The 16,462-nt window shown below is 54.7% G+C and carries 11 protein-coding genes; 4 read left to right on the forward strand and 7 right to left on the reverse strand.

Features of this window, described 5'->3' with window-relative positions; translation table 11 throughout:
* Positions 1-14: 14 nt before the first annotated feature.
* Complete coding sequence (locus tag ACOXXX_RS03050; RefSeq protein WP_422825075.1) at positions 15-1,088, reverse strand: hypothetical protein; 1,074 nt, start codon at positions 1,086-1,088, stop codon at positions 15-17.
* A 209-nt stretch (positions 1,089-1,297) separates the two neighbouring features.
* On the opposite strand from ACOXXX_RS03050, the gene ACOXXX_RS03055 reads away from it, so the two are divergent.
* The 4 genes from ACOXXX_RS03055 (at position 1,298) to ACOXXX_RS03070 (ending at position 6,243) form a co-directional block, all read left to right on the forward strand.
* Positions 1,298-3,484 (forward strand): calcium-binding protein, encoded by a 2,187-nt coding sequence (locus tag ACOXXX_RS03055; RefSeq protein ID WP_422825076.1) that lies wholly within the window; start codon positions 1,298-1,300, stop codon positions 3,482-3,484.
* A gap of 156 nt (positions 3,485-3,640) precedes the next feature.
* Positions 3,641-4,069, forward strand: a complete 429-nt coding sequence (mobC, locus tag ACOXXX_RS03060) for a plasmid mobilization relaxosome protein MobC (RefSeq protein ID WP_422825077.1) — start codon at positions 3,641-3,643, stop codon at positions 4,067-4,069.
* On the forward strand, positions 4,066-5,871 hold the full coding sequence (locus tag ACOXXX_RS03065) for a relaxase/mobilization nuclease domain-containing protein (RefSeq protein WP_422825078.1): 1,806 nt from the start codon (positions 4,066-4,068) through the stop codon (positions 5,869-5,871). Before mobC ends, ACOXXX_RS03065 begins: the two co-directional genes overlap by 4 nt.
* A 192-nt stretch (positions 5,872-6,063) precedes the next feature.
* Complete coding sequence (locus ACOXXX_RS03070) at positions 6,064-6,243, forward strand: hypothetical protein (RefSeq protein WP_422825079.1); 180 nt, start codon at positions 6,064-6,066, stop codon at positions 6,241-6,243.
* Between the two features lie 63 nt (positions 6,244-6,306).
* Here ACOXXX_RS03070 and ACOXXX_RS03075 read toward each other — a convergent pair whose 3' ends face one another.
* The 6 genes from ACOXXX_RS03075 to ACOXXX_RS03100 all read right to left on the reverse strand — a co-directional run bounded on the left by ACOXXX_RS03075 (position 6,307) and on the right by ACOXXX_RS03100 (position 15,834).
* Positions 6,307-7,854, reverse strand: a complete 1,548-nt coding sequence (locus ACOXXX_RS03075) for a hypothetical protein (RefSeq protein WP_422825080.1) — start codon at positions 7,852-7,854, stop codon at positions 6,307-6,309.
* Positions 7,855-7,939: 85 nt separating this feature from the next.
* Entirely contained in the window at positions 7,940-8,845 is a 906-nt protein-coding gene (locus tag ACOXXX_RS03080; protein WP_422825081.1) for an ArdC family protein, read from the reverse strand.
* Positions 8,846-9,289: 444 nt separating this feature from the next.
* On the reverse strand, positions 9,290-10,663 hold the full coding sequence (locus ACOXXX_RS03085; protein WP_422825082.1) for an exonuclease domain-containing protein: 1,374 nt from the start codon (positions 10,661-10,663) through the stop codon (positions 9,290-9,292).
* A 59-nt stretch (positions 10,664-10,722) separates the two neighbouring features.
* Positions 10,723-11,616 carry a hypothetical protein gene (locus ACOXXX_RS03090; protein ID WP_422825083.1) on the reverse strand — a complete coding sequence of 298 codons (894 nt, stop codon included), beginning with the start codon at positions 11,614-11,616 and terminating at the stop codon, positions 10,723-10,725.
* Positions 11,609-14,779, reverse strand: a complete 3,171-nt coding sequence (locus tag ACOXXX_RS03095; protein ID WP_422825084.1) for an RNA-directed DNA polymerase — start codon at positions 14,777-14,779, stop codon at positions 11,609-11,611. Before ACOXXX_RS03095 ends, ACOXXX_RS03090 begins: the two co-directional genes overlap by 8 nt.
* The gene (locus ACOXXX_RS03100) at positions 14,776-15,834 is read right to left on the reverse strand and encodes a CHC2 zinc finger domain-containing protein (protein WP_422825085.1); all 1,059 of its coding nucleotides are present in this window, start codon (positions 15,832-15,834) and stop codon (positions 14,776-14,778) included. The genes ACOXXX_RS03095 and ACOXXX_RS03100 overlap by 4 nt, the downstream gene beginning before the upstream one ends.
* Positions 15,835-16,462 lie beyond the last annotated feature (628 nt).

Consider the following 16,462-nt stretch of genomic DNA (forward strand, 5'->3'; position numbering starts at 1 on the left):
CGGGCCGGGCAAGCTTAGCGGCGAAAGCCGCGCGCGGCACGCGCCAGAAGCGACCTGTCGCGGCGCGCGATGGCCTGCACCCGCTGCCACAGCGCGGCCTTGCGGGCACTGTCCACGGGGCAGATGTCGGCCACGTCGCGCAGCGTCTGAAACCGCTCTTCGGCGGTGGCACGGGGCATCTGCGGCGGGCTGACATCGCCGAACGTCAGGCCGAATTCACCCTCGAGCCAGTCCAGATCGGTCGTGCGCGCCTCGATCACGGCGCGCAGGCTGTCGTGCAGGCGCGGGCGGGTCTTGCCCTCGACCTCGGCATCCGCCTGGGCGACGAGGTTCTTGAACCGCTGCGGGCGGCGCGCGTACCAGGCATAGGGCGCCTGTACCTCGCCGCGGTGAAAATCCTGCAGAAGATCCATCGCCTCGGCGCTCAGCGTCGGGTTGGAATAGCCAGGATCGGCGAGCCGCGCGCGGTCGAGCTCGGGCAGGAAGCGCTGGCAGAAATCCGCGATCACATCGCCCTGGAACAGCGCCTCGCGCCGGTATTCGACCACCTCGACCGGGCCAGGGCCAAGGTCGCGCCAGGGCGCCAGCACCCGGCGGTAGTGATCCGGCGGAATGCGGCTGGGTTCGGGCCGTTTCTTGAGGTCCTGCTGCACCCGGCTGACGAAAAAGCTTGCCGGGCTACGCAGATAGGCGACGACCCTCACCTTGTCCACGACGGCGTTCAGTGTCTGGACAAGACGCTCGAACCCGGCCTTGGGGTAGCTGCGAAACTCTGTCTCGCTCGACAGGATCAGGCGCCGAGGCGGCGCGGCCTGCATCTGCCTGAGCGTGTCGGCCCACATCGCCTGCGCCGTGGCGAAGGCCGCCGCTTCGGACTTGGCGAGCGTCTTCATCTGCACCGGATCCTCGGGCAGGCAGCCGGTCAGATGCGGAAAGATCTGGCGATGGCTGGCATGCCCGCCGGGGTCGGGAAAATACAGCCCCGCATCGCGCAGTGCGGCGGGGGAGCCGTAAAGACTGCGCTGGATTGCGGTCGATCCGGTCTTGTCCTGACCGAGATGCAGCAGAAGGTCGGGCCTGGGTGTCATGACGCCCGTTATAGGCCGCGCGGCGTGGCCGCGAAAGCCGCGATTGCCGGGCGGGTGGGCTTGCGGACCGGCCAAAAGTGGAGGTCCGGCGCGCCCGTTCAAAAAGCTTCTTTTGTTGGGGGAAATGTCCTAATATTCGCGGACCTACTTGTAATAAACATATTTTTCAGCGGCTTGCTTGCTTCTGGATCTTAATTTGGAGCATCGCCATGGCGACCCGGAACGACACGACCAATTTCATCCGTCACATCACGACGATCATTCCCAACCCCTTTTCCACAACCGTCGACGGATCGAGCGGGGCTGACAACCTTGATGGCGGCGCGGGCAACGACACGATCAACGGGCTGGGTGGGAACGACACGCTCGAGGGCGGGACCGGCAATGACAATATCTATGGGGGCTCCGGAAATGATTATATCTTGGGCGAGAGGGATGACGACCGACTGTTCGGCGGATCCGGAAACGACAGTCTTTATGGCGGGGATGACAACGACTCCGTCTATGGCGACACCGGCAACGATTCGGTCGTCGGAAACGCGGGCAACGATTACCTGAGCGGCGGTGACGGTGAGGACTACCTGAGCGGCAACACCGGGAACGATTCGCTTTATGGCGGGACTGGCAACGACAGTCTTTTCGGGCGCGAAGACAGCGACCGGCTTTTTGGCCAGGACGGAAACGACAGCCTGTATGGCGGATCCGGGAACGACGAGGTCCGTGGCGGCAACGGCGCGGATTCGGTCGTGGGCAACGACGGCAACGACAGTCTTTATGGGGAAGGTGATGACGATTACCTGAGCGGCAACGCCGGCAACGACACGCTCTACGGCGGCGATGGCAACGACAGCCTGTGGGGACGCGACGACGACGATCTGCTGTACGGCGAGGCTGGTGCCGACATCCTCGAGGGGGCCGAGGGCAACGACATCATGTATGGCGGGGCAGGGAATGACTCTCTTTATGGCTGGTTGGGTAATGACTACGGTTTTGGCGGCGACGGTGACGATTTCATCAACGGCTATGATGGCGCCGACACGCTGTATGGAAATGGCGGCAATGACCGGATCTACGGCGATGATGCGCGCCTCGACTCGTCAGCGCTTGGCGGAGACGACCTGCTTTTTGGTGAAGCGGGCAGCGACGCCATTTACGGCGAACTGGGCAACGACTACGTCGACGGCGGCGATGGCGACGACACCCTTGGCGGAAACGCGGGCAACGATACACTGCGCCCGGGCGCGGGCGAGGATACCGTGGACGGCGGTGCGGGCACCGACACGCTGCTGGCTGACGAATTCAGCTACAACGTGAATGTCGAGGTCGTGGGCGACGCCATCCACATCATCGTCGGCGATCAGCGCGACGAGGTCGAAGGCGTGGAGTTCTTCGAGTTCGATGACCAGACGCTCACCCTCGCTGAGATGCAAATTTACCGCCCGCCCAGCATCACCTTCAACGGCACCCCGATCGGAGAGGAGATCGACGGCTTCGCGGGCAGAGATGACCTGCGCGGCGCGGGCGGCGACGATACGATCCGCGGGAATGACGGCGACGACCGGCTGGATGGCGGCCCGGGCAACGACACGCTCGAAGGCGGGTTTGGCGACGACGGGCTCAAGGGCGGGGAGGGGGATGACCTTCTCGAGGGCGGGCCGGGCAATGACCGCCTGCCCGGCGCGGGCGGCAACGACACGATCCGCGGCGGCGACGGTGACGACCGCATCGGCGGCGGCGACGGCGACGATGACATGGACGGTGGTGACGGCAACGACCGCGGCGGCGCCGGTCCCGGCGAGGATACGATGCGCGGCGGGGCAGGTGACGACACGATCAACGCCGGTCCGGGCGACGACCGGGTCGAGGCGGGCAACGGCGACGACCGCTCCGGCGGCAGCGACGACAACGACACGGTGCTGGGCCAGGACGGCGACGACACGCTGGGGGGCGGTGCGGGCAACGACGAGGTCTATGGCGGCACGGGCAATGACGCCATCGGCGGCGGCGACGGTGCCGACAGGGTGTATGGCGAAGCTGGAAACGATTTCCTGGGCGGTGGTGCCGGGCCTGACCAGATCTTTGGCGGCGACGGCAACGACACGATCAATTCGGGGTACGGCAGCGATACCGTCGAAGGCGGCGCGGGCGCCGACACCTTCGTGTTCAACGCCCAGTCCGGCGGTGGCCGCACCGTGATCGACGATTTCGAGGACGGCACCGACATTCTGCGCGTCACCGGCCTGCGGTCCGTGGGGGATGAGCTTGGCCGCCTCGACATCACCGATATCACTTACGACGGCCAGGCCTCGGCCCAGTTCACCTACGGTGATCACACGGTGATCGTGGTGGGCGTCAGTTCAGGCGATTTGACCGAGGCGGATTTCCTGTTCTCGTAGACAGCAACGCGCACCGGTCTGCATCGGTGCGCGGGTTCGTTTAAGGGGGGTGGATGGTGCAGTTACAAAGAGATAGTTTGAACTCTCTGTTTGACGTCCTTCTTGAATGGGAAACCCATCTCGCACAGCATGATCTAAGCGATCTGAGGTGCGACGATGAGCACACCAGACAATAGTTTCAATGCGATAGCGGGAAAGCAGGCGAAGAAGAAGCCTGCGCCGTTCTCCTTGCGCCTGACTTTTGAGGAAAGAAGCCGCCTGGAAGAGCTAGCGGGCGATGAGCCGCTCGGCAGCTACATCAAGCGCAAGCTCTTCGATGGGCATGGTGCGTCGCACAAACGCGCCCGCTCGAAGCTGAGACGCCCGATCAAGGATGATGCTAGCCTGGCAAAGCTCCTGGCGCTGCTGGGCAGTTCTCGCATCGCCAACAACCTCAATCAGCTCGCCAAGGCCGTTAATCTGGGATCGCTCCCCGTCGTCGCAGAAACTGAACGCGACATCCGGCAGGCCTGCGCTGACATTGCTGCGATGCGCCAAGACCTGCTGCGCGCTCTCGGGCAGCGGAGCGATGCGGGGTCGCCATGATCCTCAAAGGCTCTCAGCGTGGCGGTGCCAAGCAGCTTGGACTTCATCTCCTAAAGACCGTCGAAAACGAGCATGTCGAAATCCACGATGTCAGAGACTTTATGACCGATGATGTCGTGGGCGCGCTCCGCGAGGCCGAAGCGGTCTCGAAGGGTACGAAGTGCAGGCAGTTCCTGTTTTCGGTCTCGCTCAATCCACCGGAACGCGAATCGGTGCGCATCGAGACGTTCGAAGATGCCATCGCCAAGATAGAAGAAAGGCATGGTCTGACCGACCAACCCCGCGTCATCGTCTTTCATGAAAAGGAAGGGCGGCGGCACTGTCATGCTGTCTGGAGCCGGATCGATGCCGAGACGATGACAGCCAAACCGCTGCCGTTTTTCAAGAACAAGCTGATGGAAGTTTCAAAGCAGCTCTATCTGGAACATGGCTGGCAGATGCCGAAGGGCTTGGCCAACGCGAAGGACCGCGACCCGAAAAACTTCAGCCTGGCGGAGTGGCAACAGGCCAAGCGGATCGGGCGGCACGCGGGAGACTTCAAAGGCGATATTCAAGAGGCCTGGGCGATCTCAGACAGCCGCCAAAGCTTCTCGCACGCGTTGGAAGAGCGCGGGTTGTATCTGGCGCGTGGGGATCGGCGCGGTCATGTTGCCGTGGCGTTTGAAGGCGAAGTGATCTCCATCCCGCGCGCCGTAGGGAAGCCGTCGAAAGATATCACATCCCGTCTGGGAAAACCGCAGGCACTGCGCAGCGTTGAAGAAGCGCGCCAGCGCATTGCCAAAGACATTCTGCCGAAGCTCGCCTCTCATGTGGCAAAAGCTCGGACGGACGCCGACGCGGAGAAATCCGCGCTTGAGGCACGACGTCAGGAAATGCAGACCAAACACCAGGCTGAGCGTGCCAAGCTCGATGCAGGGCAGAAGGCCCGCGCCGACGCTGAAGCGCTGGCACGCTCTGCACGGTTTCGGAAAGGTTTGCGCGGCCTGTTGGACCGAATGACCGGAAGGCGCGCTGCTCTGGACAAACAAAACCAAGTGGAGGCCATCTGGGCGCTCCAACGAGACCGCGAACAACGCCACGGCCTTGTCGAAGAACAGCTCAAGGAACGGCAGATGTTGCAGATGCATATTCGGGCCGCGCGCAGTCGCCATGCCGAAGACTTGCGTGAGTTGCATCACGACCGGACGAATTACCGGATGATGAAGCAAGGGCTGGAGCCGTTAGCGAGGCGCGCTTTCTCCCCTCTGAAACGTGCCATTGATGCCGCCGCGAAGGTTGAGTTGTCCGCGAAGCCCGTGACCGATCTCGGCAGGCAACATATTCGAGCGCTTTCCAAAGCGTTTCAGTCCGGGCAGGCAAAGCGCGAACGCGCAACGCCGACGCCGGTCCATCCCGCACGCAAAACAACGCCAGGCAAGCCCGCTGACAAGGCCGTCCAAGCGACATCGCCGCAGCAATTACCCGAAAGAAATAATCCGAAGAACGAACTATCCCGGCAGATCGAACAAATCGCCGTCCGCAAGCCCTCTCGGTTACAGCCGTCAAGATCGACGGGACGTGAAAGCGAGCCTGCGACGATCAAATCCGCACGGCGGGCCTACAAAGATGCACATGACAAAGTATCGGTTGAACGGGTGAAGACCGCACAAGAACGGCTCGAAAAGCTGCGAAAAGAACAGCAGCAGAAACCATCTTTGCAAGTACGCCGGAGCGGGCGGGACATTGTGTCTCCGCAAGACCGCCTGCAACGATTGCGTGAAGGTCAAACGCGGAAACCGCGCGGACCAGAAATCGACAGATAGGGCAGAAGCTTTCTTCCAAGGATGTGAATTGTGCAGTTCAGCAGAAATTTGCTGCGCTAATCGAGCGGCTTCCTCTCTGTGATTCCTAACTGCCACGACAAGCAGACCAACCAAACCATCAAGGGCCTTGATGGGTGTGTGGGCCGAAAGGCCCTGAGTGGTTTGGGGGCCTCCCTGACGATGGAGGATCACATGAAACTCGTCACTCGATTTGAAGCAGCATCCCGCAGCACCGAACAACTGCAAGGCCTCTACAGAGAAGCTTTCAACGCTTTTTCTGTCGCACCGCGCGGCTCGCAAGAGTACCGCAGCGCCCTGCAGTCGATGCGGATTATAGAAGATGAACTGGCTACGCGCATGCCGGGCTTCTAACTCTGGCGCGGCTGGCCTTTGGGCTGGCCGTGTTCCTTTTGCGACGCGCTCTACGGGACTGCCCTAAGTGTTGATTGCCGCATAAATGGCCACCAACATCGAAATCACGGCAACAAGCAGCGCCAATACCGCAACCAATTCCATCCTCCGCTGCGCGGCAATGCTCTCTTTCGTGCCCATAGCCGAGGATAGCTGGTTAAGGAATTCACGGGTGTCCTGATCTTCTTCCAATAGCTGCCGCGAAAGTCGCCCAAGAAATGATCTCAAACCCTCTTTGATCTCGTAGGTTTTGTCTTCGTCAGGCCGTATCTGCTGCGTGAAGCCAGTCGCGTTCCAACGAAACGACGCATCGTTCTCAGACAGTGCCAATACTTCGCGTGCAATAGACGGGATGCCGACAGAGCGCCGGAAAAACGCGCTTATCTGTTCGACTGTGTTTATGGAACGGCGCGCTTTCGAACGCACCGACAGTGATTGACGGGTCTCTTTTAAGCTTCGCAGCAACTCACGCAGATAGCTTGCAAGCGCGTATCTAGCGATTATACCGTCCAGTCTGTTATTCGCGAAATAGGTTCTGGAACCCAAGGATTCGCCGCCATAGGTCTTCAAATCCTCCTCGCTCAATGTATCCCAGCGAAGCGCTACGGTCATATGATTTGGGGTTTTGTCTCGCCGCCCAGCATCGAATGAAAACTTCAAAGAAGGCACAGATGAACATGTCCAACTACGAAAGTCATGCTCGACATTGACGTAGCGTGACCAATGTTCCCAGCCCCGGTCTCTGGGTGCGTCTTTGTCAAACGGCGTGAAGCCCTCCAATGAAAGAAATTCCGCCGTTGGAAAATGGCTTTTCTCGCAATGCGCGCTGAAGAATCCGGAGAAGTTCTTCGACAACCATTCGATACCGATGTTCCGGTACTTTTGCCTTACGCGCCGGACACGCTCTTCTTTCACGTGCTCTACGCCCATGATCGAATACGCCCTGGAGCGCCGTTTTGGAATACGTGTCGTTTTTGCAGGCTCGTTAATTGCATTTGCATATTCGAGCGCAGCATCGTCAGTCAGAATAAATCCGACGCTCAAGCAGGTCGTTGAAGGTGTAAGCTGCGAGATTGTGACGAGAAGAGAAGAAAACTGCTGCGGAAATTCCGCTGTGTACCGAACGCCGACATATCTCTTGGTGTCTTCTGGCCGATGTATCCAGCCGAGCGGCAAGTGACCTTCGCTGCCGTAGAGGCGCTGCTTTTTCAGCCAGTTGATATTTGAATCATCGCGTACCGGTGTTCTTTCCCTGTCCCAGCCGAACTTCTCAAGGCCGTCATATAAGGTCTCGATCTCGTTCGGGCCGAAAATCTCACTGACCATGATGCAGCCGAGACGGAGCGAAACATCTTCATCAAGCGCTGACTTCGCGTTGGTCTCTGCATCGCGCTCCCTATAGTAGGCTTTGTCTTCGCCATACGGGTTGGGAATGACGTTCGGGTAGCGGGCATGAAGCGGCCAAACCATCTTGCGTGCACGCTGTTTCCACTTCGGAACGGGTGCGTGTTCGGCGTTTGGCGTGACCTCCGTCTCTTCTTCTTCCATATCTTGCGGCTGCGCGTCTTTCATTGGATATATATAGCATTCCGTGAACGTATTTGAATACCATGTCCGCTCAAAGAGCGGACGAAAATTTTTCATTCGTGGAGCCGCCTTACGCGGCGGCTCCTTGTTTCTCCAGTTGCGCCTCAGGCTGCAGGCCATTCAGGAAGTCTGCCGCGCGTTGCGCGTGGGCGGCGGCGCTAAAGATCGCCCGCTTGTCTTCCTTCAAAACCTGCAACCAGCTCTGGATATAGGCGGCATGATCGGTGCCGGGCTCCGGCGTCAGTGCTAGATCAGCGCATAAAAATGCTGCGCCAAGTTCGGCAACCAGTTCCTCTCGGGCATAACCTTCATCGCCCCATTTCTTGCGCCCGAAATCACGATCAAGGCGGCTCTTGTGTTTTGTCCAGTGGGTCAGCTCGTGCGCCAGCGTGGCATAGTAGGCCTCGGGGCTGCGGAAGCTCTCAAAGTGCGGCATCTGCACGTGGTCCGTCCCGCCACTATAGTGGGCAGAATTCCCGCCGTGGCGAATGTCTGCGCCGCTTGCTGCGAAGAATTGGTCCGCATGCTTGATCCGCTGCGCAGGGTCGATGATCGGTTCTGGCTTGACATAGAAATGCTCAGGCAAACCTTCGATCTGCTCGACGTTGAACACGCTGTAGCCTTTCATGAACGGGATTTTACGCTCTTCCTCGCTGCCATCGTCCTGCTCTTCCGTCTTCGTGATGGTGTTCGCATAGACAACAAGATTGCCGCGCTCGCCCTTGCGAACGTGTGCGCCGTATTCCATGGCTTGGCGATAGGTCATCCAGAACGGCGATAGATAGCCACCTTCAATCGCTGCGCCCCACAGCATCAGCACGTTGATTCCGCTGTAGGCCATGCCGTTATGACGCAGCGGCTTGATGATCCGTCCGTCCATGTTTCCGGCGGACCACGGCTTGAGCCAAGTCAGCTCGCCTTGCTCCAGATCGGCAATAATCTTGTCTGTCACTTTCTGATAAATGTCCTGTTTCATTGGCCTTTCTCCTTTCAAAGCCGGTTGCGCATGCAACCGGACTAGGCCCGCGCCAATGAGCGGGGTGAGACCGTCAAGACCGTAGACAGCGGAGGGGGATCACCCGTCCTGCACAAGCAAAGCGCGGAAGGATGGGGAGACCGCTGGCTGCGCCCGAAGCTTTTGCAGAGGGCTTGGTCTTGACGGCGGCGGGGTCGCAGACCTCAAACAGAAGAAAGGAACGTCAGTCCATCAGGGCTGGCCGACGTAGCGCAAGGGATGGAAGCCGCATGGCCGAGACCGCTAAAGGCGGGCTCGGTTCACGACAGCCTGATCTGGTGAAGCTTAGCGAAAGCCGGTGCGCCCAACTACAGATTTAGTAATCTCGTTCCCTCGATGGTCTTACCGGCCAAAGCTTGCGAGGTGGCGGTGGTTCTGAGAAATTAAGCCACACAAATTTATGTTCTAATGATGAAGGCGGGATATCCAACGTTCAATTTCTGAGTAGCCTTCTTGTTCTCCCCACTGCTTTTTAGCAGCCTCCAGCTCAGCTTGCGCACTCGCGATAGAACGCCATGGAACCTCGGTTTCTGGGGGCGTGCGAAAGCGCTCTTGGATGGCGACATCCATCCGGGACTTCTCTTGCTCGGTGAGAAGACTAGGAGCTGACGCATAGACTATCCGGACAGCTAGGCGGCGAAAGCGATTGTCAGAGAATTCATTTGCGATTTCGCTACGCTCCGGCCAATCCGACCGCTGAAATCTGTCCATCAAACAAGCGTCTAACTTATCTGCAAACCCATCATAAATAGTTTCCTCCAACTCCGGCGTTCGCTCTGTCGAGCGAGCTGCACGTTTGTCCACCGCCTCAGAGAGTCCTTCAATCCAATCGGCCTTCTTCCACAATGCCGACTGAAAAATGATCTCCTGTGTTGGGCTCTCTGAAAACAACTCTTCAGCCTCATCTAAAGTGAAGAATACAGGAGACTTATTGAAAGAGACTGTGCGTAGGTGCTGCGAGTAGGTACTCTCCGGCGTAGCATTTTCGTCTTCGTGGTCGGACTCTAAGCGCTTCCAATCAAAAGCTAAGTCTGCAACTATCGCATCCGATGTATTGCTATGCCGATCAACTCGTTGTGCCCAAAGCATTTGGGGAGTGCTCGGGGAATTGCCGAGAATATAGATAAGCTTCTCGGGGGTAAGGACTGACGAAACAGCAGACTTCAATGTTCTTCTAGATAATGTCTTCCAGAAATCCGGCGCTCGTTCAGCAACTCTTCGCGCTAAAAATATCGTAGCCTCAACGTCCCCCAAAGCGTCATGGGCATTATGCGAAACGAAGCCGTTTGCGGGAGCCAATCTGTCAAGCTTAAAGGTCTTGGTTCCTCGATCATTAAGCGGGATATCGAGGGCCTCGGGTCTCAAAACTGACAGCGCACGAATAACAGGGAGTAAATCAAGCCTGGAATTGCCATTTGTAACGGTCACATATGGTGGGTTAAGGGTCTGCCAAAACGCGCGATGTAGCAAAATTTCATCGAATTTCATCGAATTGTAGCCGACAAAAACAGACGGTTGCCACCTGCTCAGCCAGGCTTTAATCTTTGCCATCATTTCAAAATGCGATGGAAGATCAGGATCGGTTAAGTTCCTGGGTGAGGTATTTGTCACTAAAAGCGCAACGGGAGAAGGTACAATCCATGGCAATAGCCTGCATCTGATATTTAGTCGGCCTAGTTCGACAAAATTCTCATCAGTTACAATAGCTGCAAATTGGACTATCTGATCGAACGCAACATTTACGCCAGTTGTCTCGGTGTCATAAAATAAAAAATTCATTATGTCTTCGCTCGTTTTTGGCTACTCAATATGAATATCCGTTTTAGTGTAAATTGCACTCATAACACCTCATCCTTTTCAACTAATTTCCAAAAATCTTTATATCCAGGCGGAAGGTTCTTAAATCTACCACTTTTAGTGCTACCGGATTGTTGAAGTCTAAGGCTTTCAAGCGGCAACTCGACAATCTGAGCATTTGGAAGTTTTAGTCCTGAGTGTCGATAAACCGTACGTTCGTAAGACTCCCTGAAGGGACTCACAGCGAGAGAGTCTCCATAGTATCCGCAATTGCAAACTACTACATTGCAAAATACCGTTCGAGAGATGGATTCAGCCATATGATGGAACGAAGTTGTATCGCGGTTATAGGCAAGAATAAAAAGTGTCTGTATTTTTGTTCGATACATAGATATTCTGTCTAAATCCATAAAATCGTAACACACCGCTACGCCAAAATCTCCAAGTTCACCACTCTTAAAAAGCCAAACAGTCGGATTGGGAACGAACTCTATTGACCCCTTTTCAAGAGCCGCAGCTTCTTGCGGTGCGGCATACGTTTTACCGACCCGCCGTACAGATGTACTCGCGGCAATTCGTTTGCCGTTTATTTTGGAGGGAACTATCACAATCGCTTCATTTGATACCTTGCGAGGGTTGAACGACTCAACTTTGTAGTCCAAACCCGCAATGACAATAGACTCAAGTTTTTCCGCTGCCTTTATAAGTTTGTTTTCATAACCAATAGGCACTGACAATTCGGGTAACATCACAATGTCTGCCGGGTGTTCAAAACCACGCAGAGAGGCAAGATGATGCCGAATTTCTTTCTTGGCTCGAGCCTCTTCTAGAAGCGATATTTGAACCGAGCCGGGCCAAGCAGCCGATTGATCCCAAGCGTTACTATAATCGAGCGATGTCTGAATAATTCCGACTCTGAGAATGTCGTTAGCCATTTTCTTGGTCCTCTTCGTTATTATGCTCAGCGCCCGCGGAAAAATCACTGAGCCTAAACGGAATCAACTGCCGGGGTTGGTTCAAGGAAACAGCAAGTTGATTCTGTTCCAGAACGGATTGCGCTTTCTCTAACGCTCGCAACAAAGGCCCCGGCCCTAGAAGCGGTGGAGGATCGTATTCTGTGTCATTCGTTTCTTCGCCTTCGTCCCAGTTGAATAATGAGGAGTTTGCCACAATCTCTCTGTTCTCCGCACTTCTGCCAGACAAGCATTCGTTCAGAACAAGCAAAGTAGGCGAGGATATTGCGAGCGACTGCAAAAGATTTCTTTTCACAATTGGGTTGACCCTTTCCAACCCTCGTATATTCCAGGTTCTGGGAGATTCGAATTTATGCTGCAATAATCCTAGTAAGAATCTACCGATAGCCGTTAGTCGTCTTCCCCAGATATCCGGTTGTAGTGTGCCACCGTCATAATAATAATACCGATAGTCCACCACCGAGGTTTCCGAATTTCGATACTTGACTGCATGCTCGCCTCTTATTGTATCTCGCCAAGTCTGCCAACCCAAGGTGCCCTGAACCTTTGGCGTTTTGAGGCTGGCGTTGATCAAGACGTTGCATTCATGGATACGATCCAAAGAGGCTGTATCGGTGCCCATTTCTTTCGTTAGTGAAACAAGCTGCTGCGTGATTTCTAACGCAGTCCATTCGCTTACACGAGGATCAAAAGGACTCAAATCTGCAGTGAAACTAGCCCATTCTCCAGCGGTTACCCAGCCATCCTCAGTAGCTTGAAGCGAAGAGGCGGCGCGAGCCATTGCCGCTTTGCCTGAGGATATAGCGGCACTGACGCGTTCGGGTGCGGACTGGAGCATTTCGCGATACCAACCGGAATCTGAAATATCAGGTTCCTCTTGTTTTGCAAGTTCGTGTTGCCATGCCGGGTCGCTATAATGCTCGGGGTAGCGCCGTTGACTCTTTAGGTCGGCAGCAACACCAGGAACGAAAGCATGTGAGAATAGATGTAGCCAGGCTTCCGAAGGAGCCCCGCCGAGGCTCAAGGTATTTTCAACTCTATGCGCCCACACGCCTAACGATGGCGAGAGATTGGCCCAGTCAGTCGAAATAGAATCCATCAGCTTCACAGCCTTTCGTTTAAGCCGTCCGACCAGCCCTTTCTGAGCGTCGTTTACCTCCAGCTCTGTTGCGGCCGCGAGAAGAGAAACAGCCAACTCGCGCTGAGCCGTCTCGTGATACCAAGAGCGACGATTTGGTGGAACGATGTGAGATCGCAGATCAATATTCGAGATATCTGTGAGGTGGTTCAACGCAGCCAGTTTATCAGATCGTAAGCTTGCGGGGCGCGTTAGTGTGCGGGCAGCCTTTAAAGAGGTATTGGACAATATCTGGTGTGATAGGCCCGCGTAGTAATCGGCCCATGTCGGATTACCATTATCTCGAAGCGAGCTTATCCAGTTCCTGATCTCCCCAACACCAGCATATCCTGTAATTTGGCAGTACTGGTGCAGGCGGTAATACAACCTTGCTTTGGTTGGAAACTCTTTAAACGATTGGAGTAGCAAAAGGAAGTATTTTCGCAAGTAAGCTTTTTCAAACTGTCTGTGCTTTTGCATTTTTCGACGAAGTGCTGTTTCCTTCTCCCGAACATCTGCTGCTTCTGTTGCCTTCTGAGACCTCTGCAAGACTGACAGCGCGCGAGCGTCAGCGAGCAACCCGTCGCCTTCTTGGACCAGCGCTGGCACTGTTGCGGCGATTTGGCCAGCCGCAAAGGCAGCTCTGGTATCAGGGCGTATTTCTCTTTCCGGAATATCCGCGAGAAGTAGCCATTCTAATAACTTCAAGCGTTCTTTTAGATCGTCATCATCCATCAAATCGCTATTCGTGTGCGCGATTTCTGATACCTGTGCCAATGTCTTTGTGAGTAGCTTGGTCGGATTTTCACCATCGATTTCGGTATCGGCAATTGCTGCTGCGCGAAGCTTTTGTAGTTCCGTTTTGTCTGTTTCGATTCTTTGACTTTCGAGGATGAATCTAGAGAGGCTTTCAGGGTCATACTTTTCATTGTTTATGACCGCTCCAATGCTTTTCTCAGCTAATATCATTTGGTAGTCTGATATCCACTTGCATAGACCATCAAAGCTATATGCCAGGATCACGTGGTCATCGACAAATCGGAAATGTGCGACGGTTCGGTCGTTTTTCAGCTTCTCCTTGATTTCCAAATCAACGCCAAGCATAGCCGCATTGGCGAGGAAGCCAGATACGAAAAGGCCAGTCGGTATACCTGCGGTATCTTCTGGCGAAAAGCTAGGCTCTACATTATTAAGTAATTGGGTCGGTATCCCTTCAAAATTAACATCAAAATCGAGCAACGATTTTAAGAGGCGTACAAGCCTTTCATCCTTTGCATCTTCGCCTATAGCGGTGAGCAATCCACTTACAACTGCCGACCTCTTTAATCGTGGGTAGAACTTTTCGAGGTCAATTCCGGCATAATAGATCTTCGTGCCTTTGGCGTTTGGAGTTTCAGGCCAATAACCAGACGATAGATACGCTAGTTTTTCAGTTCTGGCTGATGCAAGAGCGTTCTGATCCCCTTCGTCCAAATCTTGGCTCAATGGAGCATTTGATCGGCGAGCCATTGCCCTTGCAGTCAAAGAAACGTGGCGCCTGAATAGTGGCCAACTATGCTGAAATTTTCTGTAGAGATGGCCGCTTTGATGCCTGTATGGTCCGCGCTCCAGTTTAGAGCCCTCATCGGTTTTTTCATACCAAGCAGCCCTGTACATTCGATTTCCATAGCTCCAAGGTGGCATCATCTCGTCAATGATCGGCCCCAAAGCATTCACAACCGCTATCCACGCAACCTGATCCCGAACCGAAACATGAAAGTATTGGCGGCTCAAAGCCTTACTCTCAACAATTTTCTTGGGACGCGGTATCGGACGCAAAGAAGTTAAATCATAATTACCAGAAACGAATGTCTGCTGGATGGACGATAGTTGGTTTTCGAGATCGAGTTCGAACGCCGCTAGCTCTGCTTGATCGACATAACCATCGGCGGTTTGAAACATGCGCCGCGCTTTCTTCCACGCGTAATAGAAGTTTTCCGGCAAAAGTATGTTGTCGTAAATGCTCAAACTAGCCCCCGTTCCGACATCAGAAATTGGTTCATGTCCTTCACTCCCGGACCGGGTTGAGATTTTCGCGTCACCATTACTCCATGCCTACAAAGTTCTGCCTCTAGCGTTTTAGCTCTCATCTCCCCCGGGGTATCCCAATCGAGAAGCAAGATGATATCTCTACCTCTCATTTTTTGAATTTCATTTTTGGAGAATCCGTCTGAAACGCCGAGTATCCCAATTGATGGAAGCCCTAGTTCCTCCGCAGACAATGTATCTGATACACCCTCACAGATAGCCAAAGAAGACCCTTCCTCGTGAAGTCGGTCGGCGTTGAATGTTCTGCGCTTACGTCCAGGTAAGTTAAACCATTTTTGTCCAGATTTAGCGTCGCCGAGCACTCTCCCTTGAAAATAGGTTGTTTTCCCTTGCTCGTTAAAGGGGAAAACTATCGTATGATCAGGCATCGTCAGGCGAATATTGGTCGCTGTCGACCTTTTTGTAATTAGACCCGCATCAATCATGCGCCTGATTCCAAATTTAAGAACAAGTTCTTGTGCAATAAATCTGGCACTTCCTATTTGACCGATACGAAAATTCCTTAGAAGTTCTTTGGAGAATCCGCGTCTGTTGAGATAAGCGCTTCCACTCTCTTGTAAGGGACACATTTCGAGAAACGTTGCGTAAGCATCATAATCAATAAGTTCGGTGACTTGGACTTTCCGTTTTGAAGCAGACGCTTTTTCCAAAACTGATTTCACGGTGGCGTGGTTTGCTTCCAAGCCAACTTTCGACGCGAGCCACTTTTTCGCCGTTATAAAGTTAGTGCCGAGATACACTGAGACAAAGTCAATCGATCCGCCTGAACGATTGCAGCCGTAGCACTGCCATCTAACTCCGCTTTTCTTTATCTCAAAGGATTTGTTTTTTTCTGGATGGTCAGGAAAGGGACATAACGCGGCCCCTCGCTCCGGAAGACTTTGTCCCAAAAATGATGCGATGTCCCGTATCGAAATTAAGTTCAGCGCAGCAGTTTGTTCCTTGTAATCCATCGTTTTAATATATGCGATCATTCTTCATTTGTCAGCACATTCCACCATGATTTTAGCTTACTTTGCGACCTGTTGGCGCAAGAGAGAGAACACTCTTGACGCATTGAGGAGTAAAGGCCTTTCTGCCAACTATCAGGGCGATCTCAAGGGGCGTGATTGCCCTTTGTTCGGGTTCAGCGTCGATAAGCTGGCGCTCATCCAATCCGTGCAGTGTGGTCAGGATTGTACAAGGTTGGGAACGCCCTTCGCTCTCTATGAAGTCGTCTCCATGACATGGCGTCAATAGAGTTGTCAGGGGTCTTGGGGCAGGAATGCCTGCCAAGTCGATGGGGTGCAGGGGAGCGCCGAAGGCTCCCTGACGAGCTGGGTTCAGGGGCGGCGAGAGGCCCCTGGGAGTGTTCCATCTTCGGCAAGATGGCGGCTTCCAAACCGCGCAGGGTTGGTCTCCATGGAATGGCCTCAATGGAATTGTCAGGGGTCTTGGGGGCAGGAACGCCCGCCAAGTCGATGGGTGCAGGGAGAGCGAAGTCTTCCGCGAGTGGGTTTCAAGGGGGCGCGATAGCTCCCTAATCCATGGTTCGGTGCAGGTGGAGAGGGACGTCTCCAAGCTCTGCGAGTGATTGATCGGCGATACGATCTACTGGCTCTG

Source organism: Thalassococcus sp. BH17M4-6 (assembly GCF_049323015.1).
Taxonomy (GTDB): Bacteria; Pseudomonadota; Alphaproteobacteria; order Rhodobacterales; family Rhodobacteraceae; genus Puniceibacterium.

What these genes read in the sequence shown, in the direction of transcription:
- ACOXXX_RS03070 (WP_422825079.1), top strand. Translation starts at nt 6,064, where the DNA reads ATGAAACTCGTCACTCGATTTGAAGCAGCATCCCGCAGCACCGAACAA.
- ACOXXX_RS03080 (WP_422825081.1), bottom strand. Translation starts at nt 8,845, where the DNA reads ATGAAACAGGACATTTATCAGAAAGTGACAGACAAGATTATTGCCGAT.
- mobC (WP_422825077.1), top strand. Translation starts at nt 3,641, where the DNA reads ATGAGCACACCAGACAATAGTTTCAATGCGATAGCGGGAAAGCAGGCG.
- ACOXXX_RS03100 (WP_422825085.1), bottom strand. Translation starts at nt 15,834, where the DNA reads ATGATCGCATATATTAAAACGATGGATTACAAGGAACAAACTGCTGCG.
- ACOXXX_RS03090 (WP_422825083.1), bottom strand. Translation starts at nt 11,616, where the DNA reads ATGGCTAACGACATTCTCAGAGTCGGAATTATTCAGACATCGCTCGAT.
- ACOXXX_RS03085 (WP_422825082.1), bottom strand. Translation starts at nt 10,663, where the DNA reads ATGAATTTTTTATTTTATGACACCGAGACAACTGGCGTAAATGTTGCG.
- ACOXXX_RS03065 (WP_422825078.1), top strand. Translation starts at nt 4,066, where the DNA reads ATGATCCTCAAAGGCTCTCAGCGTGGCGGTGCCAAGCAGCTTGGACTT.
- ACOXXX_RS03075 (WP_422825080.1), bottom strand. Translation starts at nt 7,854, where the DNA reads ATGAAAGACGCGCAGCCGCAAGATATGGAAGAAGAAGAGACGGAGGTC.
- ACOXXX_RS03050 (WP_422825075.1), bottom strand. Translation starts at nt 1,088, where the DNA reads ATGACACCCAGGCCCGACCTTCTGCTGCATCTCGGTCAGGACAAGACC.
- ACOXXX_RS03055 (WP_422825076.1), top strand. Translation starts at nt 1,298, where the DNA reads ATGGCGACCCGGAACGACACGACCAATTTCATCCGTCACATCACGACG.